This window comes from Paenibacillus wenxiniae, from assembly GCF_039822605.1.
Taxonomy (GTDB): Bacteria; Bacillota; Bacilli; order Paenibacillales; family Paenibacillaceae; genus Saccharibacillus; species Saccharibacillus wenxiniae.
In genome coordinates this window covers 177,276-201,731 of record NZ_JBCGUH010000003.1, presented here as the reverse complement: position 1 = coordinate 201,731, position 24,456 = coordinate 177,276, and the positions used below count along the sequence as shown (strand labels likewise).

Sequence of the window (24,456 nt, the reverse complement as noted above, 5' to 3'; positions counted from 1 at the left end):
ATGATGGAAGATACGAGTGAAGCGATACACCCCGACAAAGCCGACGCCCCGGTTATACAGGAGGTATGGAACACATTTGGACAGCTGCGGGATTGGCGTGAATATGATGGCGCTTACTTGTGCCACGGTCAAAAGGCAGGCGCTGCGCTGGTCTTTTTTTCGCCAATCGAGTTTCGTTTTAAAGTGTTTGGTGAAGGTGTTATCGATCTGACGACGACGATTGCTGTGCTGCCGCCTAAGGAAATTTTTAAGCCGGAGATCGAAGAAGATGAGCAGCAGCTTAACTTTCTGACAGGGGAGCTAACGGTTTCCATTGATAAGCAAACGTTTGCACTGACGGTAACGAACAAAGAAGGCATTGAGGTCGCCCGGCAGGAGACGCTTAGCTGGAGTCCGCGTGGTGCGACAAGTGCGCTGTTTAATATGCAGGATGACTCGCACTTTTACGGATTAGGCGAGAAATCGAGTTTTCTGGATAAGCGTGGCGAGCGTTACACGATGTGGAATACAGATGTGTACGCACCGCATATGCCTGAAATTGAAGCGCTCTATGAGTCGATTCCGTTGCTCATTCATATGCATAGTGGTATCAATTACGGTATATTCCTCGATAACCCGGGGCGCTCGGAATTTGATATGCGCTCGCATGGTGTCGCGTATACGATTGGCTGTATGACAGGCGCGTACGATATTTATTTTATTTACGGCCCGGAACTGAAAGATGTGGTGAGTCGTTATACGGCGCTAACCGGACGGATTACATTGCCGCCGAAATGGTCGCTTGGTTACCATCAGTCTCGTTATAGCTATATGAGCCAGACGGAAGTGATGGAGCTGGCACATAATTTCCGTGACAAACAGATTCCGTGTGATGTGATCTATTTGGATATTCACTACATGGATGAATACCGTGTATTTACATTTGATAAAATTCGTTTCCCTGATCCGAAGGGCATGATCGCAGAGCTGCGTGAGATGGGCATTCGCATCGTACCGATCGTCGATCCAGGCGTGAAAAAAGATCCAAAATATAAAATTTACCGTGAAGGTGTGCAGGAGGAACATTTCTGTCGCCGGCTGGAGGGCGATATTTACTTTGGCGATGTATGGCCGGGAACCAGTGCTTTTCCTGACTTTACCGAAACTCGTACAGCCAAATGGTGGGGCGATCAGCATGAATTTTATACGTCACTTGGCATCGATGGCATCTGGAATGATATGAACGAGCCGGCTGTATTTAATACGCTAAAAACGATGGACCCGGATGTGATGCATTTGAACGATGGTGATCCGGTCACACATGAGGAGATTCACAATCTGTACGGTATGCTCATGTCGCGTGCGACATATGAAGGGATGAAAAGCCATATGAATGGACGCCGTCCATTTGTACTCACACGCGCTGGTTATTCCGGTATTCAGCGCTATGCGGCGATCTGGACGGGGGACAACCGCAGCTTCTGGGAGCATATGGCGATGGCGATTCCAATGGTGCTGAATATGGGATTGTCCGGTCTACCCTTTGCAGGCCCGGATATCGGTGGCTTTGCGTATCATACATCCGCACAGCTGCTTGTACGCTGGACGCAAATGGGTGTATTTTTCCCCTACTGTCGTAATCACTCGGCGCTGGGCACGACGCGTCAGGAACCGTGGTCGTTTGGCGAGCAGGTAGAAGAGATTGTACGTGACTATATCAGTTTGCGTTATCGCTGGATGCCGCATCTGTACAATCTATTTTATGAAGCGTCGCAGACGGGCATGCCGATCATGCGTCCGCTCCTGTTGGAATATCCGAATGATCCCAAAGTGACCAATCTGTGTGACCAGTTTTTATTTGGCCCGGATGTGATCATTGCGCCCGTCTATCGTCCTGATACGGATTATCGCGCGGTGTATTTGCCAGCAGGGATATGGCATGATTACTGGACCGGTGAAAAGCATGCAGGTGGGCGTACCATTCTGGCGGATGCGCCTTTGGACGTACTGCCGATCTATGTGCGCGCAGGTGCGATTGTCGCTGAAGGGGCACTGCATCAGTATAGCGATGACCATGAGAACGATGATGTGATCACCTTCCATGTGTACGGTGCAGAAGCGAAGCCGGAGTTCCGTGCAGAGTATACGCTGTATGAAGATGATGGTGAAACGTTCGCCTATGAAAGTGGTAAAACGTCCAAGCTGTATATTCGCGCGCAAGGGCAAGACGATGCGCTGCGTCTAATGATCCATTATATCGAGGATGCGTATGTAGCGAAGCGTCAGCATCTACGTTTTACGCTGCGTCAGCCGGGCTTTGAACCAGCTGCGATTGAGCAACTGGATCGTATTTCACTGGATGAGCTAGCTGAGGGTGGTATCGGCTGGAGTCTGGACGAGAATAGTGGAGATATTTTGATCCAGATTGAAGATCGGAAGCTGGAGGAACTGGTGTTAAAGGTGTAGGTGTGGAATAACGTTTATATAAGGATGAGATTGGTTGAAGGTAATAACTCCAGTTGCACCCAAGAGGTGCTATTGGATCGAGATATAGCTTGGTGTAACACGAAGATACAATGTAATGTCGGATGCAAACGCTATGAGATGTGAAGTAAGGGTTAATTAGTTGAACAGAAAAGGCCCGCCTACTCAGCGGGCTTTTCCTTATGTGCAATGGCTGTATGTGCAATGTGCAATGGCTGTGGAGAGCGGTTATTTGCCTCGAATTGTGGTGGATAGATTGTATAAGCTGATTGCTAATGCAACAAGCGTAATAGCTAGTGTCACGTATTCCAGCATTAGAACACCTCCTTATCGAAATTTGAGTGTATGGGTATCGAAGCAGGATGATGTAGATTCGAAATTTTTAAGAGCATTTGAATATTTTAATGGAAAATAGCTTTTAAACGTGAGTTTGAAAGGGTATAATGATGTTAGGGAGAGGGGGATTCAATCCCCCTCAGATGTAACTAGCTTTGGGTCTTCGAGCGCTTGCGACGCTTGGAGACCTTTTTCTTTCGGCTGTAGCTGTACATGATCTTTCCATACAGCGTCATAGCTGCAACGGCTAGATTAATCAGCGCCGTCAGAAGAGTAAGCATAGTATCACCTCCTAACGTTTTAACTATATAACAATAACTTTTATAAGTCATTATGATTTCATCAAAAATCTAAAAAAGTTATCTATTTAGCAAGAGTACATATTGTATTCCTGTTTTTAAGTTGGAGAAAATCACATCAATCATACGATTATTCCGTGCTGAGTAAGTAAATACATGACATGGTATAATCTTTTACAAGCAAAACATCGATAACATGATAGTGGGCAGATCAATGTACGACAGATATTACCTTGCATTCATGGAGATGATCGACATGCAATCATGCTGGATTGGAATAGATATAGGCGGTACAGCGATTAAGGGCGCGCTCGTGAATGAGCACGGCCAGATGATCGAGCGGATGGAGCTTCCTACTCGCGCTGAGCAAGGGGCAGAATATATTCTTGGACGTGTATTATATATCGCGAATGAACTGAAAAGTATCGTTTACGACAATGTGAAACGCTCTTTTATTACGGTTCATGGCATCGGCATCGGCTCGGCAGGACGGATTGATCGTGAAAGTGGAGCGGTGCTGGAAGCAACGGATAATTTACCTGGCTGGAAAGGATTGCGTCTGGCAGAAAAAGTGTCTGAGGCGACGGGCTTGCCCGTATATGCGGTAAATGATGCGCATGCGGCAGCGGTAGGCGAGGACTGGATCGGTGCAGCCTGTACGATTCAATCGTGGATTATGTTGACGATTGGTACAGGGATCGGTGGAGCGCTGGTTCATTATGGCGAGATCATTTCGGGGCAGTATGGCGGTGCAGGTGAACTCGGTCATATGATTTTGCATCCGGGCGGGTTGCCTTGTAATTGTGGTAAACGTGGCTGTGTGGAACAGTATGTGTCCGGCACGGCACTGAATCGACTGGCACAGGAGTATCAGCCAGACTGGACATCGCATAGCCTGCTGGAAGCGGCTCAGACTGGGGATACAGGTGCGCATTATATTTTGGATAACTGGCTGAATGATCTGGCAAATACGATCATTAATCTGGATCAGATCTTCGATCCGCAGGCGATTATTATTGGCGGTGGCATCATTGTTACACGTGAAACATGGTGGACACGACTCATTCAGCGTATCGATGAGCTAGGCGGACATCCGGTTCAGCTGGAGCCAGCGATGCTTGGCAATCATGCAGGCATGGTTGGTGCGGCGCGGATTGCGATGCAACGTCATGCACTATTGTTTGGCTAAAATGAATAGCAGGCGAAGAAAGCAGTCGTCCTTCTATATGTATGGCATCTACAGGCATGTACATATACGATAAGCGCTGAATTCGATCAAGTGATCTGCGGATACATGACCAGGACGGTACGAGTAGAAGAAGCACCTTATCTCGTACCATCCTGGTCAGGGCGGCTTATCTATAAATAAAACCATCATACTTATGCAAACGGCACAGCAATTCCGAATCGACGGAGCTGCGGTGCCGTTTTATTTTAATGAATTGATCCTATGGATGCGTTCACGATCATCATCAGCCCGTCTCGTTCAATTAGGTTCCACACAAGCATCTAGGATTTGACGTGCATGACGAATCCGTTCCGCATCCAGTGGAAGATCAATATTTCCCTGCTGACGCACGGCACTACCTAGATGAACTTCACGAACCCCGGTCTGACGCACAAAATCTGCTAACGTATCCAGCGTGAGTCCAGCGCCTGCAATCAGCGATAACGAATGTTGCTCGGCTACTCGTATAAGTTCAGGAAAAGCAGCCGCGGCTTCCAGCACAGACGGTCGTCCGCCTGATGTAAGAATACGTGTAATGCTGCTGTATTGACCGAGTACCTGGATGCTCTGCTGCAAATCTATGACCTCATCAAATGCACGATGAAACGTAATCTGTATCCCGTCTCGTTGCTCGCTGGCTACATCGATCATTCGTTGTAAAGCGACTTCATCAATATGTCCATTTGCATCTAGCACACCAAGTACAAGTGCCGTTACGCCACTATTAGCAAAATAGCGAATATCACGTAGCATGCACTCCAGCTCCTCCCCATCATAGGTAAAGCTGCGGCTATGCGGCCGAACCATCACATGCACAGGAATGGCGATTTGCGATACGATCTGCTCCACCATACCGATACTCGGTGTCAGTCCGCCTTCCCCCTGTGCACAGATTAGCTCGATCCGATCGGCTCCAGCTGCCTCGGCAATGTGTGCATCCTCAGGTGTTGTCGCAATCACTTCAAGCAGGATTCGATTCATCTGACGGTCTCCTTTGACTTAAAATAAATAGTCTGTCTTTGTCGCTCATTATACATGATCGGCTACGATATAGTTTACGATGTGTGCCTAATTTACTGCAAAAATCGCGTCATATTGTCGTCCAGATCGTTAACGAACGTACTGCCAGTTCCGCTATAAAAAGATGACTCTGATGCGCTTCCGCTTGCTTTTGCTAGGCTTGAATCGCTCCAATCCGTTGCTGAAGCGCCTGTACCTGTAGGTCAGTAATTTGCTGCTCCAGTGTGCGGGTCGACTGTTTCAACAACGCTTGATCATCCGCAGCTATATAATGTTCAAGGCATCGCTTGACCTGCGGAACAGCCACATCAAGTTGCCGTAAAAGTAAAATATGAGCAAGCCGATACATCTCGTCCGTTCCATACATGCGGTACTGATTATCCCCTGTGAGAGCAGGCGGTAACAGCCCATTTTCCTCAAAATACCGAATCTGATGCACAGATACATGCATGAGCTTGGCCAGCTTAAAGATCATAATAGATGGATTCATCGCGATCTCTCCTGTCGGTTACTGACCCTGTATGTACGATAAAGGTTAGGTCGAATCTAAGGTCAACTATAAACTTTTAAATCACGCCATTCTGAATTTTCAGAAGTATTTTGTCAAAATATAGGTAGGAATAGCATAGAAACCGCGCAATTAAACGGATGGATAACTAAAGGAGGGATGGCATTTTTCTATAACCAATCTTATAATAGATAAGATACCTGTGCTGGGTGAAGGAATCGTTCGTGCCCGAGCAGGCGAAGTAACAGAGGACCGACAAAAGCTTGTTTTCAAGTTATGAAAGGGACACCCTGTGATGAAAATAAATACCAAATACAACGATCGCAAAGATTTGACCGAGATGGACGGGAGACGATGATGGATCAACCGTTATATGGAATATGGATTGGAGACGTATTTTTCTGTTTTTCCGGTGAGATGTCCGAGCCGAAGGTAGACGCGTGGATGAAAGTCATGCGGCGTCTGCAATTGCCAGCAGGTATTCGCCCATTTGCGCAATCCGGTTTGCGTCTGGCAGAACTAAAGTCCGGGCCGGTTAGTAGTCATGCAAATGCAACAGCAACACGCGAGCCGATCGTACGACGCGCTGGACGCAATAAGCGGCTACCCGGTCGTATGGTGGAAGGGCTTGCTCTGTCCGCAGAGCAGGCTTATGATCTGCTGCTCGCATGGGATGAACAGGCGATTATCGCGCAGGGCATTCAGCCTGGCGGCGAGATGGTGTACTGGCAAACGGTCGCCCGTTTCGCCCGTAAGCTGCTGCGCGATGGCAAAATTGTACCGGATAGCCGCATCGTTGCGGGTACCGGACGACGCAGTGCGCAAGCATCGCTCTATGGCGTATGGAAGCCGCTGCTTGTCGGCGAAGATCGCGAGATGTTTGCCAAGCTAGCAGAAGCGATTCCGATGATCGGCTTGTCTGCGCTATCGCTATTCGCTTCATCTGAGCCACCTGTTGCTTCGCGCGCACGCGCCGAAGTGCTGCATTCCTTCCTCGTGGCAATGATGGATGCAGAGATACGCCGGATGTTGCGAGATGCCGGTTACGGTAAATTCCGTATGTATCAAGCTAGCTATCGCCGCGGAACGTCACCACAGGCGCATCTATGGTGGAATACATTATTCGATGCATCCAGTGAGCTGGCGGTACAGGGGACGGCTGAAGATATGGCTGTGCTAGAGCAGGATATTCGCATTCACAGTCATGCTGAGACGCCTGTTCCTGAAGCCGGTACGGTGAGCAGCGTTGCGGGCGAGCTATCGCTCGTCGTGCGTTTGGAACCACCGCAAGAGCAAGGTGCAGCAGGTATGCAGGAGTGGCGGATGAGCTTCTGGGCAGGTGATGAATCCGATCCGGCCGTGCTGCTTCCAGCTGCGCTGTTATGGCGGCACGAAGATGAGGATTTGATGGTACGTGGGCGCACCTATGCCGATGTACAACGTTCGATGCTGTCGCAGCTCGGACAGGCGGCAGAATGCTCGCCGATCGTGCGTTACTGGATCGATTATTCGCATCCGGTCGGTGGAACGCTGGAAGCTGCCGATGTGTATGCGTTTTTGAAAAATGATGTGCCTCGTCTGCGGAAGGCAGGCATTATCGTGCAAATTCCTTCGCGCTGGACGCGTGAAGGGAAGCGTCGAACCGGTCTTAAGCTAAAAGTGAAAACGTCCCAGCTGCATGAGAAGCGCAGCCCGAATGAATCGGCGCGTCTCGGTATGGAGCAGATGGTGTCGTTTGAACCGGAAGCGGTACTCGATGGCAGAACACTTAGCTCGGCAGAGCTTGCCGAGATCGTCAAAAATGGCGTGCCGATCATTCCGCTTGATGGCGGCTGGGTCGAGGTCGACCTGAACGAGATCAAGCAGGTGCTGCGCTTTATTCGTCGTCATGAAGAAGGCGAGATTTCATTTAACGAGCTGATGCATATTTATGCTGAAGAGCAAGATGCATTGTGGAACGGTCTGCATATTTTCGAGATTGAGACGAATCCGTTACTGAGTAGTCTGATGGAAGGTGGCACATGGCGTGAGCTGTCCAAACGCGAGGTGCCGGAGGGACTGCATGGCACACTGCGTCCATATCAGGAGCGCGGCTTCCAGTGGCTCGCAACGATGCGTGATCTGGGTTTTGGCGCCTGTCTTGCCGATGATATGGGACTGGGCAAAACGGTGCAGGTGATCACCTGCATGCTGGATCAACCGGTGAATGCACCGCGTCTGATCGTATGCCCGACATCGCTGCTGGGCAACTGGCAGCGTGAGCTGGAGCGTTTTGCACCGGAAATGCAAATGTATATTCACCATGGTAGCCGTCGTCCGCGCGGTGAAGAATTTATCGCCGAGGCGAAGGCGCATGATATCGTGCTCACTACGTACCATTTGGCTGGTCGAGATGGAGAAGATTTGCGCCAGGTCGAATGGTCGTCGATCGTACTGGATGAAGCACAATATATTAAAAACTACCGTACCAAACAGGCGCAAAGTGTGATGAAGCTGAACGCGCCGCACCGGATTGCGATGACCGGTACACCAGTAGAAAATCGGCTTAGTGAGTTATGGTCGATTTTCCAATTTCTGAATCCGGGTTATCTGGGCACGTCATCCGCATTTCGGCAAACGTACAATACGGCGATGGGACCGGAAGCGGAAGGACGTCTATCGATGTTACGCAAGCTGGTCGCGCCATTCATGCTGCGTCGTCTCAAAAGCGACCCGGATATTCGCCGCGATCTGCCGGATAAGATCGAACTCAAGTCATATTGTTATATGACCGTGGAGCAGGCAGGAATGTATCAGAGCGTCGTATCTGATATGCTTGGCAAAATGAGCAATAGTGAAGGCATTACTCGCAAAGGGATCGTACTGTCCTCACTGACCAAGCTCAAGCAAATTTGCGACCATCCGTATTTGATTGGTGGTTCAGGCAAGCAGGATACCGGTAAGCAAGAACGTTCCGGTAAAATGGCACGCTTGATCGAATTACTCGATATGATCCGCGATAGCGGCGAGGCCGCGCTTGTGTTCACACAGTATGTAGAGATGGGCGAATTGTTAACGGCTCGACTCGGCAGACACTATGGAGAGCAGCCCTTTTTCCTGCATGGTGGTGTGAGTAAAGCGAGTCGGGATGAGATGATCGGCTTATTCCAGCAAGGAGAAGGCCCGCCAATCTTCGTTCTGTCGTTGAAAGCAGGCGGTGTTGGGCTTAACTTGACCCGTGCGAACCATGTCGTTCACTATGATCGCTGGTGGAATCCGGCGGTAGAGAATCAGGCGACCGACCGCGTGTTCCGGATTGGACAGCAGCGTAATGTACAGGTGCACAAGCTGATCTGTCAGGGCACGCTGGAGGAACGAATCGATGAATTGATCGAGAGTAAGAAGTCACTTGCCGAGCAGGTTGTTGGAGCAGGTGAACAATGGCTGACCGAGATGTCGGATGAGGAGCTGAAACAGCTCGTCTCCTTACAGGCGGCAGAATGGGGGACGGAAGAATGAGTACCAAGCAATGGACGATGCAGGATTGGCAAATTGCCTCGGGTTCGATTCAGGCGACCGTTCGCCCATTTTCTGGCGCGGACAGTCAGAAGAGCCAGGAACGTACGTTTACCATTGCACCACTCGAGCCAAAGCAGTTACAGCTGATGCTGGAAAAGCTCAGTCTGTCTGCATTGCTGGTCGAACTGCTACTGCGTACCGAACTACCTGCACGTTCCGGTAAAAACAGCTCGTCATCTGCACGTCTATCGATATGGAATCTACAGCTAGCAGATAGTGAGGATGAGGAGGAAGCGCCTGCGGCAGAACGTCTGCTGGCATGCACACCTTACGTGAGCGAGCCGTGGGAGCAGTGGCTGAGCAGGATCGCTGACCCAAAGATGCAGGATGACGCCGGATTGTTTATACTAAAAGAGACGCATGAACGACTAAGAGAGCATCCGCTGCTTGCCTGGAAGCTTGCCGGACTGGAGCGTGAGCAGTTACAGGAGCGCATCTGGAAGCTGTGGCGCGGCGATATGTTGATTGCACCGGAGGCGACTTCAGAACAATTGGATGAAGTTGGCGATGAAGGTGTTCTTTCAGACGAACCGAGTCTTGGCAGCTTGCTTGCAGAATCTGCTGCGGCAGGCACTCTTCATCAGGTAGGTGAACTGCTGGCTGATGTGCAAGCGTATCTGGAGCAAGACGAGCCGGCATGGGAAGTAGCAGCAAGCAAAGCTCCCGTATTTGGAGCAAGCGAGGATGAGCAGCAGCAATTGCCCGATCTGTCCGATCTGTTGCCGGAGATTCCGGCCGCACCCAATGGCTACGAAGAGATTCGACGCCGGATTGCGGAACGGACAAGACAGCGTCATGCAGCCGCCCGGCGCGGCAAAACCTAAAGTCAACGTTGCAGAGCCGGAATGTTCCATTGCCGGCTCTATTTATTTTCAGCCAACGTGACGAACAAAGGAGACCAATAATGAACAAGTCAACTTCTTGGAAATGGGCAGTTCCGGCAGGCATCCTTATGTCTGGTATGATCTTTGCCGGATGTGCAGGAAATGCACAGAATGATACAGGTGCAGCTACACAGCAAGGTAGTACAGCAGAGAGCACACAGACAGGCAATACGGGCAGCACGAACACAACAGAGAACACAGATACGACCAACAAAACCGGTCAAACAGATACGGCGAACAGCTCGGAGCAAACGACAGGTAATAGCCAGACTTCCGGTAGTGCGAACAATACGTCAGCATCGAATAACTCATCCGATGGACAGAGCAGTTCGGGCAGCAGTCAGAGCAATACAGGCAGCGGAAGTACAACGAATGACAGTACAGGCGAAACGACGAATAGCGCTGCTCCAAGTGGTGATGCAGCGAGTCTGCTACAAATCCGTGAACAAAGCTCTCTGCAATCCACCATCTCGGAAAAGGGTGGTAAAATGGTCGTAAACAACCCTGAATCCATTACCGTAATCGTGAACAAAAAGCGCTCCCTGCCAGACGGTTACATTCCACCGGATCTGGTCGTGCCCAATGTAGCCTTTTCCTATAGCGGTGTGCTTGAAAAGAGCCATATGCGCAAAGAAGCCGCTGCCGCATTGGAACAGCTATTTGCCGCATCGAAAAAGGACGGTCTGGATTTGCGCGCCGTATCCGGCTATCGCTCCTACAAACGTCAGGTGTCCATTTACAAAAATAACGTAGCAACCAAAGGTCAGGCATACACCGATCGTGTCAGCGCACGCCCAGGCACAAGTGAGCACCAAACTGGTCTCGCCATCGACGTATCCGGCCCTGGCATCGGCTATGGACTGGAACAAAGCTTCGGTGCAACGAAAGAAGGCAAATGGCTCAAACAACACGCACCCGAATACGGATTTGTGATCCGTTACACCGAAAACGGCGAATCCAGCACCGGCTACACATGGGAACCGTGGCATATCCGTTACATCGGCAAAGCTATTGCCCAGGATGTAACGAGCAAAGGCATGACGCTGGAGCAATATTTTGACGAGAAAAATATGAAATCCTAACGCACCATTCAAATCGATCGTATAGGGATACGATGAAAGGGGAATGACGATATGGCAACGATTGAAGATTTCCACAAGCTGGATGTACGCATAGGTACGATTATCAAGGCAGAGCCTTTTGAAAAAGCAAGAGTACCTGCAATTAAGCTCGAGATTGACTTTGGCGAACAACTGGGCATCAAACGCTCCAGCGCTCAGATCACCAAACGTTACACACCTAATGAACTGATCGGTCGCCAAATTATTGCCATCGTCAATTTCCCGCCCCGCCGAATCGCCGGCTTCGACTCTGAGGTACTCGTCCTCGGCGGCATCCCCGGTGAAGGCGATGTCGTATTGCTACAAGCAGATGAGCAACTGCCCAATGGCACGCCAATTGCTTAAAAAAGCTTGAAAAAAGAGCCTGACCGCATAGAACGGAATTTATATTCCGTAGCGATCAGGCTCTTTTTGTTGTGAAAAGAATCGTTCTTGATTCCGTACCAAAATGTGAGCGGCTATATAGACTAACAGTCTGCATGACTCCTGTTTCGAGAAATCCACCTACCGCTGCAAAAACTCGTCAGGCTCCAGTTATTTCCCCCGAAAAGCCTCTACCAAAAACCGCGATGGCGGCACCGTCTTCCCATGATGCATCGCCGGCGACGACACATACAGCTCATGCTTCGCTCGCGTCACCGCTACATAGGCAATCCGCCGTTCTTCCTCCAGCGCCGCCTGCATCAGCTTCCCATCTGGATCAGGCCCACTTACGCCCTGACCTGCTTTCACATCTTCCGGCGCTTCATCTTGCAATGCTGCCTTATGCGGCAAAATCCCTTCCGACGCTCCCAGCAAATACACACATGGAAACTCCAATCCTTTCGCCCGATGCACGGTCATCAGATGAATGCCCTGCGGATCGGCTTGCTTCATCAGCTCGATCATCTGCTCACGCTTGATCGTCAGTTCATCGGCAAAGGTGACCATTTCCTCTACGGTTGCAAATTTGCCAGCGGCACTTTCCAGCTCATCCAGCGTTTCGCGAATCGTATCCTTATGACGGGTCGCCGGGCCACTAAAGTCCGCACTGGCGAATTTATCATAAAACACTCTGCGAATTTCACGAATCGCGTACAATGGCTTCAGTTCACGCAGCTTTTTCAAAAACACGATTCGTTCTTTCACCTGCTGACGCTGGAATGTTTGCAGTCGTTCCCAGTGATACAGGTGAATTAGTGGATATTTCTTCGCCTGCTTTTGCTCCTGACTCATAATATAGTCCATTCCGACATCGCGCGAAATGTACAGCGGCCCGATCACACCCGGCAAAGCCTCCATCCGGCGCGGATTCACAGCCAGACGCAGATGATCCATCACCGGACGAATGAGTGAATGATCATAGAATACCGGCGCTTCGCCATACTGAATAAATGGAATATCCTCCATCAGTAGCCGCTCGGCAATCGCACGCGTGCCGCTCACCGTCCGATGCAAAATCGCAATATCACCCAGCGCATACCCATCATCCTGCTGCTGACGCAGCCGCTGTACAATCCAATCGGCTTCTTCATCCGCATGAGCAGGGCGCAAATAACGCGGACTTTGCCCTTCGGAGGCACCAGCTTGCAGTGTCTTCGCATGACGTGCTTCATTGTGAGCAATCAGCTTCACACCAAGTCCCAAAATTTGCGGATGGCTGCGGTAGTTAATATCGAGCGCAATAATACGTGTCCCCGGATACCGTTTGGGGAAATCTAAAATATATTCCTGACGCGCCCCGTTAAATGAATAGATCGTCTGATCATCATCACCAACGACCATTAGATTGCGGTGCTGTTGCGCCAATTTGTCTACCATTCCGTATTGCAGGCGGTTCGTATCCTGAAATTCATCCACCATAATATATTGAAAACGCTGCTGTAACGTAGCGAGCAGCCCTTCATTTTCCAGCAATTGCTCGGTACGCAGCAAAATATCGTCAAAATCGATCCGGTTATAGTTCCGTTTCCATTCCTCGTACCGGCATAACAAGGCACAGCGATCGCGTTCTTCCGGCGTATCTTTGGGCAGGTCTTCTGCCGTTTTCCCTTCGAGCTTGATCGCGGATAGCATCGCCAGTAACGTTTCCGGTGGAGTGGTGCTGGTCGAGTTAATTTCGCGCCGCAGCCGCTGGATCACACCATGCTGAGCACGTGTATCACCGAATATGTCCTCAGTCAGTTGACCATAGCGACGCAATAGCAGTAAGCCAAACGAATGAAATGTACGTGCTTCAATCGCTTTAGCGGTACGCGCATTCACGCCGGGCAGTGCAGCAATCCGGCTTTTCATCTCACCAGCAGCTTTAGTCGTGAACGTCACGAGCAAAATTTGCTTCGGATCGACTTGGCGCACGGATAATAAGTAGCCTGTACGCGCGGTCAATACCGTCGTTTTACCACAGCCAGCACCTGCCAGTGTGAGCAGCGGGCCTTCTCCATGCCGAACCGCTTCAATCTGCGGTGCATTTAGTAGAATCCCTTGTTTCTCCAGCGCGCGGAAGAAAAAAGAATCCTCCATGCTATCCGGTACGAGCGTTACACTTGTGTCCGATGGCGCTACAGCCGCAGCAGGTAAAGTTGTATGCAGGGTCACCCCCTGAGGTCTAAGGGAGTCTTTCATCATTGTGTCTTTCAAAAGGGATCTTCCTTTCCTTGCTATTCACAGCGTCCGATCATAGGGGACGAAGCGGGTTTATGCCCGTTTTTTTTAACTGAGCGAAAATTTTGTTATGATAGGGTTACAAGCCGTTTTGATTGCGGGTATATTCGTTATAACCGATTACTTTTATACATATCCTTCTATTATAATGGATGTATACTCTTTGAGTAATCCCCCAATAGCGCGCTTGTTATGATGGATAAAGGGAAAGTAGCGGCTGCACGGTGAAAAATAGGCGCAGCGGTTCGGTGGAATTAGAGGAGGAGAATGGTGATGAACATATTACAACGGCTAAAGAGCGGTGCTGGCAAGGCAACCGAGCGAGCGCAAAATGCGGTAGAGGTCAATCGGATGAATGGCCATATCGTGGATATTGAGCGCGAAATTGGCGTACATTATATGCGTATGGGCGAAGTGTTTTACGAAGGTTATCGTGCAGGCGACATGTCGATTGCCGAAGAAGAGATGACCGAACTGTGCAAAGCATGCGATCTGCTCAATGAAGAGATTGAAGAGATTCGTACACGCATTGCCATTTTGAAAAATGAACGTATTTGCGAATGCGGTACCGTGGTAGCATTGGATGCTAACTTTTGCCCGAATTGTGGACGCAAAATGGAAAAGCTCCCTACTCCGCGCAGCGAACGCGAAGCTACAGGCGAGCGTGAATCGTCGTATGAGAACGGTCTGGATGCGCTCGTATCTTCGCCACATCGCGATGAGCAAGAGCTGGACCTGTCCGAATTAGCAGGGGAAGAAACCGAACAGCGCCGAGCCGAACGTCTGCGCGAAGATCAGGAGCGTCAGGATGAGCTGGATCGTCTGGTACGGGCATGGAAGCAAGATCTGGGCATTCCACAGGAGGAACAAGAAGAGGCAGCTGGAGCCGTTAAACCTGCACCACCTGCAAGTTCGGCTGCATCGTCGCCACCTGTTACGGCTCCACCGCTCACCAAAACTGCTGATGCTGATGAAACTGGCGATACACTCGTTGCTACAGAACCTGTAGAGGCACCGGAAACGGCTGATCCAGGTACCTTTAACTGTCAGGTATGCGGCAAAGCATTACCAAAAGGCTCCAAATGGTGTCCAAGCTGCGGAACCGAGCAAGTGGTCTAATTACGGTAAATAATTTTACTGCTGTAGCGGAACTGGGATCTTGACCGAGCGTGATTTCAACTTTATATCTGCTTCAATGATGGAATGACAGACATGTGTGATGATAGACATGTGTGATGATAGATATGCGTGATGATAGATGGGCACGTGTACGATCAAAGTCCAATCCAACGTCGGAGTTATTTTATTTGGATGTAGCTTATTTTGATTTATTTTATATGGTGGAGATGATATCTGTATCCACGATATAAACTCATCGCTGTGGTGACACATCATATTTTACATGTAGCACGGTCTATGTACTGACCTATGTAAAAGGTGATTGGAAAATCACATATGAATGAAATACCCACAATGAAATACCTACCTATCATCAACTACCCATACATCATGAAGCACATACACAATCAAGCAATAGCAGGCTGATCCTCATCATGAGATCAGCCTGCTGCTGTCTATACATAACACATCGTTCATTCGCTGGATGGACGATCAAGCGGAAATGGAACACCGTAATTCTTTGCTGATGCCTGCTTGTGTTTGTCTGTCGGGCATTAAGATGACTGAAAAGGACGGTATGCCTGATGGAACAACTGCTTCAGCATTTGCGTAATCTTGGATTTACCGAGCTGGAATCAAAGGTCATGGTCTGTCTGGCACAACAATCAACACAGTCAGGGTATGAGGTAGCCAAGCGTCTTGGCGTATCGCGTTCAAACGTATATGCGACATTGCAGCGGCTACTCACACGCGGTGTCGTTCAACTGACACCAGGCGAGCCAGCACGATATAGCATGCTTCCGGTCAAAGAACTAACCCGTATGATCGCAGGGCAGATTGATGCGTCGTTGTCATATTTAGAACAGGAAATGCCGAGCAGTCGGGAGGAAAATCCTTCGTTTCACATTGTAGAGGGCGAGCGGAATGTGATCGAGCTGATCAATCGCGAGCTGGATAAGGCAGGCGAGGAGATTGTCGCAGGCATATGGCGCGAGGAAGCGGCATGGTTTCGTCAAAAGTTGGAACATGCGGAACAGCGCGGTGTGCGCGTGCTATGGTCATTCGAAGGATTGGAGGAGGACGGACATCCGGGGATTCGTTTGCTCAAGGGAGGAATCAGCGGACGCAAATTTTGGATGGTCATTGACCGTCACTGGTGCATCGTCGGTATGCGCGGCGATGGCATTCCAGCGCAGGCACTCGTGACCGAGCATCCGCTGATGGCTGAGCTGCTATTGCAGCACTTTTCCCAGGAGATTATTTTATACGAGATGGAAAATGATCTGGGTCAGGAATTGATCCGGCGTTATGGGCAGGGATACACACGTATTTTGGATCGTTATTTGCCCGGTATTATTCCAACGGACTAAGCTGCTGTAGGTGTGTGCAGGTCTGCTCATAATAGCCGTGCGGCTGTGGAACAAACTGTTCCAGCGTGACTTCTATATGCACATACGGTTGCTCTTGCGTAGGCGCTCCATCTGGCTGACCATATACGCCTGTTGCTGCCACCGATGAACGTTCCCCGTGGAACAATTCGAGCATATGCGATAGCGGCGCTTCGAATACACCGGCTACTTCATCCGCCTGTAACCGATATTCTCGTAAAGTTAGTGGACTGCACGCGCCGAATACACTGCTCACTTCGCGATCAATTAATGGCCCATTTGCACCTTCACCATGCCATTCATCGCGGGCAATGAATAGCGGTGTGAGCTGGTCAAAGCGAAGCGGCACACCCAGTTCTTCTTCCAGCTCACGCACTGCCTGTTCTACTGTTTCTCCTGCCAGTAAATGCCCGGCAGCTGTAATATCATACAGATCAGGAAACGTATCTTTATGATGCTGACGCTTCTGAAAAACGAGCATCCGACCGGCTTCTGTGTCTCGTACAAGCCAGCAGTGGAATGTATGATGCCAGTGTCCGACTCGATGCACCTCTGAGCGCGGACATACACCGAGATGACGATCATGTTCGTCGTAAATATCCAGTAGTTCATGAGCTGCCATAATGGGAGTCACATCCTTATCATTGAAATGGTTTGGTGTTTACTGTTTACGGAGTGATATCGTTTCGTATTGTGCAAAGTAGAGCTTACGGTTGTTTTCTTTGCAATGGGGAAGATGGGGCTTTTAATTATACGCAGATGGTATGCTGTAAGATGATACACCGCTCAGGCAAGGAGCTACTTAATATGAAGTAATACTTGGAACGGCTCAAATGTAAAGTCTGAGCTATTCCATAGATTCCTGTGCAAATGCGGAACCCATCCTCTTATTTTTTCCAGAAGTCGTATGTGCCCGATAAACAAAGTATACGCACAGCTCCTAAACCATTCAATGCTGCATGTATACACACCATTATAATAGAAGAAAAATTGTGAATATTTATCAAACTAAATAAAAAATAATCTGTGCAAAGTTAAATATCTTACATCTTTTTGATCGAGTTTCTTCTATTATAATAGTGAGCCGTGAAGTGGGTAAAATGCGGTTAGGTTTATCTGGCATCGCGTAAGTATGAACGTCATGTATGCTCATCATTAGATCAAGGTTAAAACGATGCCACCACTACAGCATACCATACCCTACAATAGAGAAAGGATGGAGAGCCAAATGGAATGTATCGTAAAATTTGATGTGGTTCATGAACAGGAGACCAAGTCGCTGCGAGGGCTTATTTTTGTAAAGGAAGATGAGCTTCCGAATGTGAATCAACTGACCGAGATGTTCAACGATATGAAGTATGAAGTAAAAGCAGACGCCGCCGATCCGATGCGGTATATCCCTGTACATCCAGACGCAACCTATCAACATATTCAAATTCGCGAGCTGGATACAGGCGATAAGACATATAAGGAAGACCGGGACTTAAAGAATATCGTATCGAATCTTCTACCCAGCCAGAACCGCCCCATCTAGTCCTAATCCCCGTTCTGGCAGGATAAAAATGAGCATACAGCACTTATTCACTTAAACTAAAGCGCCCTCAACGAACATTCACTGTCCAGAGGGCGCTTTGTTTTGCGTATTTATGAAAATTACTAAATTAAGGCAATATTGGTATTAAAAGTAATCAATATGCAAAGCTAGCAGTATGACATAAGCGATTTGTGAGTGGAGAATAGCGAAGTGCTCGAAGTGCTCTAAATATCTGGTGTACTTAAAAAGCAGACGGTGGGATAATCGTTTAGAAGGTAGAAGGTAGAAGGTAGAAGGTAGAAGGTAGAAGGTAGAAGGTAGAAGGTAGAAGGTAGAAGGTAGAAGGCAAAGTTTAGAAATGAACTATTATTTAGTAGTTAGATGGAGAAAAAGAGAAAAGGTATCGTAGGAGAAATATAATTAAGCTTATTTATAAAATACATAGAACAAAATAATTTGAATTGTTTTAGCTCGAATTGTATATCGATGTTCACAAGAGCGATCATATGGAAGAGAAAACCGATCTTGATATCGTTTATTTATGAATTTAGGTTTATAGGCTTAATGCACATGTTGCGAGCAGCACTTCACTGCGGGAAGGAAATAAGGGGTAAGGACGACTTCTAGTGTTAGTGATTTCCTAACACGGGGTTCAATAAAAAAGTGATTTTTGCGAAGCAAAATATCTTAACTGCCTCCGAGCACGGGAATCTACAATACCCTCCTACTCCGTAGATTCCTGTGCGAGACGGGAGTCCGTCCCCTTATTCCTTACCGGAAGTGATTGATGCTCCAACACCATAATATGCATACGCTCTCACCACTCCAAACAAAAAGACTGCCAAAGGCAGCCTTTACCAAACCAACTACATATATACCTTCCTAATTTCCAAACCAATCCAACAATCACCTTTATCACTCCGCGCTTGTTTATCGCAGCTTCAACACCTCAGCACACCCAGGCTAGAGCACAAGCGGCATTCCTAAACACTCCAACTAATCAAACCGTCGTCGCAGCCGTATCCAGTTGAGAAGTACAATGTGGACAACGTGTCGCCTTAATCGATACTTCACTTGTGCAATACGGACAGGCACGCGTCGTTTTTTCTGGTTCCGGTTTTGCATGTTCTTTGCGCTTGAGCATATTGATTCCTTTCACTAGCAAAAACACACACAAAGCTACAATCAGAAAGTCGATCACATTGTTAATAAACTGACCATACGCAATGACCGCAGCGCCTGCTTGTTGAGCTTCCGCGAGTGAAGCGAAATGCTTCGCATTGGAACCGGTTAATTCATCCAGATTGATGAACAGATCGGCGAAATTCACGCCGCCGAGGATCTTCCCGACAGGTGGCATAATGATATCATTTACTAGGGAAGTTACAATTTTACCAAAGGCTGCACCGATGATCACCCCGACAGCGAGGTCGATTACGTTGCCACGGACGGCAAATTCTTTAAATTCTTTGACTAATCCCATAGTTCTTAGCTCCTTTTTATTCAAAATAGGGTCGTTTTGCTACATTTCGTAGTAAAAAATGTCGTATTGGCGGTTTTGGAACTTTGGACATAGCATTAAGCCGATTTCATTTTAACATATTTACCAAAAAACATAGGAATTCCTGCTTTCTTTTTAGAAGAGATACATGAGGTTAAAGAAATGTAAACGCGTACATTGAATAGTAACAAATAATTAACCAACGTAATTAACAAATTTAACCAGTTTCAATATTTAAAAACTGTTTAAATTACCAAGTAAACTGTAAATAGGGTGAGAACTAGACAGAAAGACCTGTAATTTTCTGAAAAGAAAAAAAGGCTGAGTCTAAAGGGATAGGATACGACAATTTATGTTTCTTAATGCCCAAACCCAAAGATATACAAAGTCGAAAATTAAAAAAATAAAGTTTTATTTTTAGACTAGCGTTCGACATGATTTTCAGATAACCTAAATTATAATTTATTCAAAACGAATAAGTGTTAACCGGATTAATAGGAGGGAATTGATGTGAGAAATCAGCAAGTCCTTAATCAATCATGGATTGAAAAGAAGAATGAGGTGAAAACATTCTTCCACCTTCTTTCCACCGATCCATCACTACAGGACAGTGAAACTTGCAAATCAGATGGACATCTGGCAGACTGGTTGTCGTTGGCCCGTTACCCGTTGAACCAAGAAATATCGTACCAACAAGGTATTTATCAGGATAAAATGTATCGTCCGATGACAGAACAGAGCGCTAAGAGCATCAATGTCGCCTTGTTGATTGATATGATTTTCGAGAAAATGGGCATTCAAGGCAATGTGGATGATCTCATGAACCATATCAACAGTGGAGGAACTTTGGAAGGATTCATGACAGCAGAGGACAACCATTCTTCATAAAAATGGTAAATGAAACCATTTTCGCAAGTCAGGGTGGTTTACAAAGCTTTCATCAGGCAGTATAATGAGCGCATAAGTTATTCAAAACGAATAACTATTAAGGACGGGAATTCGCTTCATCCCACAACTGCATAGCGAAATATGGAATATGGATGTAAGAAGCAATGTACGCGGCTTTGTAGCAGTCATCATATACAGAACGGCAATCTCTCTTGATCTGACATTGAAGTGAAAGCCGTTATTTTCTATTTTTAACATGTTACAAATTTGTAATTTAAAAATGACATAATGTAACTAATAAACGTACATGTTGATTTTCAAGTCGGAAAGGAGAATGTCAACCGGATATACGGGCCACATCAGCAAACACAGAATGACGAAGCGAACTGCCCATTCTAGCAGAGTGTTTGTGAACTTCCAGATGCCAGGTTCAACGAAACGTGGGTGTGATGGAAGTCAACTATTTTAACAGTTACTGGAGGAGACATAGTGGAGATTAGACAGTATCTGAATATTATAAAAAAGCGCCTCTGGCTCATTATGTTGATCGTCGTCGTCATTACGGCTGCAACGGCTGCTTACGCATTTATGACGAATGCGCCCAAGTATACAGCCACAGCGAAGCTGGTCGTTAACAGCACGCCGAAATCGTCAGATGGCACTACCGGTAATCAACTGGATCTTGGAACGATCAATTCTAATATTCAGCTGATTAAGACGTATCAGGAGATTATCAAAACGCCAGCGATTATGAATAAGGTCGTTCAAGATCATCCTGAACTGGGTCTGAATGCGACACAGCTGATCAATATGGTGAGTGTAAGCTCAGTCAACGAAACACAGGTGATGTCGCTTACCGTAACCGATGGATCGTATGAGCGTGCTGCGAAGACCGTTAATGCGATTGCGAAAGTGTTCCAGAGCGAAGTGCCACAGATTATGAATCTGGACAATATCATTGTGCTTGATCAAGCAGATCCTTCTGCTGGCGGCGCTCCAATTGGTAACAGTCCTATTTTGTTCGTGCTGATTGCACTGGTGTTGTCGGTTGTGATTGGTATTGCGGTAGCATTCCTGCTCGAATATATGGATGATTCGATTAAGACGGAAGAAGATATTCGCGATGTGCTTGGACTTCCGGTACTTGGTGTGATTGCCAAGATGACCGAAGAAGACATGACTGCGAAAGAACATATACCGGCAAAGCCTTTAGTAGGAGGTGGAGAACGTGCCAACCACACTTAAATGGCCGCTTATTACGAAGCAAAACCCCAAGTCGCTTATCGCCGAGTCGTACAAGGGACTGCGTACCAATATCGACTTCTCCCGTCTGGATGCGCGTGTCAAAAGCGTACTCGTCACCTCGGCGGCGCTTGGTGAGGGCAAGAGTACAACGGTGGCGAATCTCGCTATCGCTTATGCCGAAACCGGACGCAGCGTATTGATCGTCGATGGCGATCTGCGTAATCCAGCGATGCATCGTATTTTCAATCTATCGAATGATAAAGGGCTGTCTCATGTACTGTTTAACACAGCCGATCTGGAAAAGAACATTCAGGCAAGTCGCACGATGAACCTGAGCGTGCTCACGTCAGGTCCTGTGCCACCGAATCCATCGGAGATTGTTGGCTCACGTCAAATGGAAGCATTGATGGAAGAAGTAAAGTCGCAATATGATCTCGTTATTCTCGATACGCCGCCGATTCTTCCGTTTACAGATGCACAGGTAGCGACGACCCTTTGCGATGGTGTCGTACTGGTGATCAAGTCGGGTGGCGAGAGCCGTAAAGATATTACGAAGGCGATCACGAGTCTGGAATTTGTAGGTGCGCGCATTCTGGGCGCGGTACTCAATCAGGCCAGTCGCAAAACGCTGTCTGCTGCGTATCACGATTAAGCTGAAGCAGCGACATCACATGTACGTATCATCAAAAGGTGTATTACCCTGTGATGAAGCATCTCATCTAATGGTGCTTCGAACAGGTTCGATAGCACAACATATAGACCAAGCTTGGGGTAATGCCTCCTGCACCCATATCACTGGAGACACTCGGTCATGCTGTGGGCTGCATATGCAGCCTTAGACGTACATCGTCAAAGGCATGAAGATGAGGACGGGTTGAAGGCCCGGTAACGGCTTTTACCGGCGCTGCCTGCGCATGTCTGAGATGATACGTGATATCCCATATAGAGCAAGGAGAGAGTATAACGTATCCTTTCAGACGGCATGGCAGTGTTCGGAAGGCTGTGCGATCTCTGGAAGATAGGGAGAAGGCATAGTCTACATATGTGCAGCCTGGTCACCAGGGAAAACAAATAAAAAAGGGATAGGGTGTGATCTTGTGAAGAAAGTTCGTAAGGCAATCATTCCTGCCGCAGGTTTGGGAACACGCTTCTTGCCTGCCACGAAGGCAATGCCGAAGGAAATGCTTCCGATCGTGGACAAGCCGACCATTCAGTACATTGTAGAAGAAGCGATCGCTTCCGGTATTGAAGACATCATTATCGTCACAGGTAAAGGGAAACGCGCGATTGAAGATCATTTTGACAATGCGTTTGAATTAGAAACGACACTGCTGGAAAAAGGCAAACTTGATCTGCTGGATGAAGTGCAAAAGTCATCCAAAGTCGATATCCACTATATTCGTCAAAAGGAAGCGAAAGGATTAGGACATGCAGTATGGTGTGCACGCAATTTTATCGGCGATGAGCCATTTGCCGTATTGCTTGGTGACGATATCGTTGAATCGGATACGCCTTGCACACGTCAGTTGATCGAACAATACGAAGTGACCGAGAAATCGGTTATTGGTGTACAAACGGTAGCTGATCATCAGACGCATCGTTATGGCATTATCGATCCGATTGAGCAGTTTGGACGTTTGCATGAAGTGCGTCAATTTGTGGAAAAACCGGCTCCGGGAACAGCGCCATCGAATCTAGCGATTATGGGTCGTTATGTGCTAACACCAGAAATTTTTGAATTCCTCGGTGAGCAGCAGATCGGTGCGGGTGGCGAGATCCAGCTGACCGATGCGATTCAGCGACTGAACGAACTGCAACAGGTGTTTGCATATGACTTCCAGGGCACACGCTTTGATGTAGGTGAAAAGCTCGGGTTTATTCAAACGACGATTGAATTTGCCTTGAAAAATGAAGATTTGAAAGCACCGCTGTTATCTTCTCTCAAGGACGTACTGGAGAGAGAAGCGCAGAAGGACGTGCTGCTGGCAAGAGGTGAAGTGTAATGACTCCAAGACATGGGAGTGAAGCCGAGGCTTTAGCAAGCTACAGCGAGTTTTATGCGAGACATGTAGGCAGCATGACCACCAAACTCCGGTTTTATATGCTGGTGAAACGAACGCTCGATATTATTTGCTCACTGCTGGGGTTAATCGTTCTGTTACCACTCTTTATTGTACTTGGCATCCTGATCAAGCTAGAAGACCCGAAGGGAAAAGTGTTTTTCTACCAGACCCGAGTCGGCAAAGATGAACAGCTATTTCGAATGTATAAGTTCAGGTCAATGGTTTCCGATGCGGAAGAGAGGTTAAAGGATCTACTTGCGCAGAACGAAGTTGAAGGTGCCATGTTCAAAATGAAAAACGATCCTCGGATTACGAGAGTCGGTCGCTTTATTCGGAAAACAAGTATCGATGAATTGCCGCAATTGTGGAATGTACTGCGCGGCGATATGAGTCTGGTTGGACCTCGTCCGCCATTGCCGCGTGAAGTGGAAGAATACAGTCCACGCGACAAGCTGAGACTGAGCGTAACACCGGGGTGCACCGGGTTATGGCAGGTCAGCGGACGGAACGAGCTAAGCTTTGATGAGATGGTTGATCTCGATTTACATTATATCAAAAAACGAGGGATAATTTTCGATTTATTTATTCTCGTGAAAACAGTCAAAGTGCTATTCGGTGCGAAAGACGCGTTTTGACGACTATTTTATCTTATGATGAG

The 24,456-nt window shown here is 47.9% G+C and carries 20 protein-coding genes; 14 read left to right on the top strand and 6 right to left on the bottom strand.

The annotated features are described in order from the left end of the window. Entirely contained in the window at positions 1-2,445 is a 2,445-nt protein-coding gene (locus AAHF22_RS06960) for a glycoside hydrolase family 31 protein (protein ID WP_347324268.1), read from the top strand. Between the two features lie 503 nt (positions 2,446-2,948). On the opposite strand, the gene AAHF22_RS06955 is transcribed toward AAHF22_RS06960, so the two are convergent. Continuing rightward, entirely contained in the window at positions 2,949-3,080 is a 132-nt protein-coding gene (locus AAHF22_RS06955) for a hypothetical protein (RefSeq protein WP_347324267.1), read from the bottom strand. A 274-nt stretch (positions 3,081-3,354) separates the two neighbouring features. Between AAHF22_RS06955 and AAHF22_RS06950 the strand changes: the two genes are divergently transcribed. After that, positions 3,355-4,287: an ROK family protein gene (locus tag AAHF22_RS06950; protein WP_347324266.1), complete on the top strand. Its 933-nt coding sequence runs from the start codon at positions 3,355-3,357 to the stop codon at positions 4,285-4,287. A 297-nt stretch (positions 4,288-4,584) separates the two neighbouring features. On the opposite strand, the gene AAHF22_RS06945 is transcribed toward AAHF22_RS06950, so the two are convergent. After that, a complete protein-coding gene (locus AAHF22_RS06945; protein ID WP_347324265.1) occupies positions 4,585-5,307 on the bottom strand; it encodes a copper homeostasis protein CutC in 723 nt (240 codons plus the stop codon). 193 nt (positions 5,308-5,500) lie between these two features. Then, positions 5,501-5,836 carry a helix-turn-helix domain-containing protein gene (locus AAHF22_RS06940; RefSeq protein ID WP_347324264.1) on the bottom strand — a complete coding sequence of 112 codons (336 nt, stop codon included), beginning with the start codon at positions 5,834-5,836 and terminating at the stop codon, positions 5,501-5,503. A gap of 375 nt (positions 5,837-6,211) precedes the next feature. On the opposite strand from AAHF22_RS06940, the gene AAHF22_RS06935 reads away from it, so the two are divergent. The 4 genes from AAHF22_RS06935 to csaA all read left to right on the top strand — a co-directional run bounded on the left by AAHF22_RS06935 (position 6,212) and on the right by csaA (position 11,762). Continuing rightward, positions 6,212-9,352, top strand: a complete 3,141-nt coding sequence (locus AAHF22_RS06935) for a DEAD/DEAH box helicase (RefSeq protein WP_347324263.1) — start codon at positions 6,212-6,214, stop codon at positions 9,350-9,352. Then, complete coding sequence (locus AAHF22_RS06930; RefSeq protein ID WP_347324262.1) at positions 9,349-10,236, top strand: hypothetical protein; 888 nt, start codon at positions 9,349-9,351, stop codon at positions 10,234-10,236. Before AAHF22_RS06935 ends, AAHF22_RS06930 begins: the two co-directional genes overlap by 4 nt. 80 nt (positions 10,237-10,316) lie before the next feature. Next, positions 10,317-11,378, top strand: coding sequence for a M15 family metallopeptidase (locus AAHF22_RS06925; protein WP_347324261.1), 1,062 nt, complete (start codon positions 10,317-10,319; stop codon positions 11,376-11,378). 51 nt (positions 11,379-11,429) lie between these two features. Beyond that, complete coding sequence (csaA, locus tag AAHF22_RS06920) at positions 11,430-11,762, top strand: chaperone CsaA (RefSeq protein WP_347324260.1); 333 nt, start codon at positions 11,430-11,432, stop codon at positions 11,760-11,762. A 189-nt stretch (positions 11,763-11,951) separates the two neighbouring features. Here the strand turns inward: csaA and AAHF22_RS06915 are convergent, their stop codons facing one another. Continuing rightward, positions 11,952-14,036 carry an ATP-dependent helicase gene (locus AAHF22_RS06915; RefSeq protein ID WP_347324259.1) on the bottom strand — a complete coding sequence of 695 codons (2,085 nt, stop codon included), beginning with the start codon at positions 14,034-14,036 and terminating at the stop codon, positions 11,952-11,954. 297 nt (positions 14,037-14,333) lie between these two features. Between AAHF22_RS06915 and AAHF22_RS06910 the strand changes: the two genes are divergently transcribed. Next, complete coding sequence (locus AAHF22_RS06910; RefSeq protein ID WP_347324258.1) at positions 14,334-15,179, top strand: zinc ribbon domain-containing protein; 846 nt, start codon at positions 14,334-14,336, stop codon at positions 15,177-15,179. A 584-nt stretch (positions 15,180-15,763) separates the two neighbouring features. Next, positions 15,764-16,549, top strand: a complete 786-nt coding sequence (locus tag AAHF22_RS06905; protein ID WP_347324257.1) for a TrmB family transcriptional regulator — start codon at positions 15,764-15,766, stop codon at positions 16,547-16,549. Here AAHF22_RS06905 and AAHF22_RS06900 read toward each other — a convergent pair. Beyond that, positions 16,533-17,189 carry an NUDIX hydrolase gene (locus AAHF22_RS06900; protein WP_347324256.1) on the bottom strand — a complete coding sequence of 219 codons (657 nt, stop codon included), beginning with the start codon at positions 17,187-17,189 and terminating at the stop codon, positions 16,533-16,535. The two genes, AAHF22_RS06905 and AAHF22_RS06900, sit on opposite strands and share 17 nt — an antisense overlap. A 606-nt stretch (positions 17,190-17,795) precedes the next feature. Between AAHF22_RS06900 and AAHF22_RS06895 the strand changes: the two genes are divergently transcribed. Further along, a complete protein-coding gene (locus AAHF22_RS06895; protein WP_347324255.1) occupies positions 17,796-18,101 on the top strand; it encodes a hypothetical protein in 306 nt (101 codons plus the stop codon). Positions 18,102-19,101: 1,000 nt separating this feature from the next. On the opposite strand, the gene mscL is transcribed toward AAHF22_RS06895, so the two are convergent. Further along, positions 19,102-19,584 carry a large conductance mechanosensitive channel protein MscL gene (mscL, locus tag AAHF22_RS06890; RefSeq protein WP_347324254.1) on the bottom strand — a complete coding sequence of 161 codons (483 nt, stop codon included), beginning with the start codon at positions 19,582-19,584 and terminating at the stop codon, positions 19,102-19,104. Between the two features lie 528 nt (positions 19,585-20,112). Between mscL and AAHF22_RS06885 the strand changes: the two genes are divergently transcribed. The 5 genes from AAHF22_RS06885 (at position 20,113) to AAHF22_RS06865 (ending at position 24,433) form a co-directional block, all read left to right on the top strand. Next, entirely contained in the window at positions 20,113-20,490 is a 378-nt protein-coding gene (locus tag AAHF22_RS06885) for a hypothetical protein (RefSeq protein ID WP_347324253.1), read from the top strand. A gap of 489 nt (positions 20,491-20,979) precedes the next feature. After that, entirely contained in the window at positions 20,980-21,735 is a 756-nt protein-coding gene (locus tag AAHF22_RS06880) for a YveK family protein (RefSeq protein WP_347324252.1), read from the top strand. Continuing rightward, on the top strand, positions 21,719-22,387 hold the full coding sequence (locus AAHF22_RS06875) for a CpsD/CapB family tyrosine-protein kinase (RefSeq protein WP_347324251.1): 669 nt from the start codon (positions 21,719-21,721) through the stop codon (positions 22,385-22,387). The genes AAHF22_RS06880 and AAHF22_RS06875 overlap by 17 nt, the downstream gene beginning before the upstream one ends. A 445-nt stretch (positions 22,388-22,832) precedes the next feature. Further along, the gene (galU, locus tag AAHF22_RS06870; protein WP_347324250.1) at positions 22,833-23,738 is read left to right on the top strand and encodes a UTP--glucose-1-phosphate uridylyltransferase GalU; all 906 of its coding nucleotides are present in this window, start codon (positions 22,833-22,835) and stop codon (positions 23,736-23,738) included. After that, positions 23,738-24,433: a sugar transferase gene (locus AAHF22_RS06865; protein WP_371834030.1), complete on the top strand. Its 696-nt coding sequence runs from the start codon at positions 23,738-23,740 to the stop codon at positions 24,431-24,433. Before galU ends, AAHF22_RS06865 begins: the two co-directional genes overlap by 1 nt. Positions 24,434-24,456: the final 23 nt, after the last annotated feature.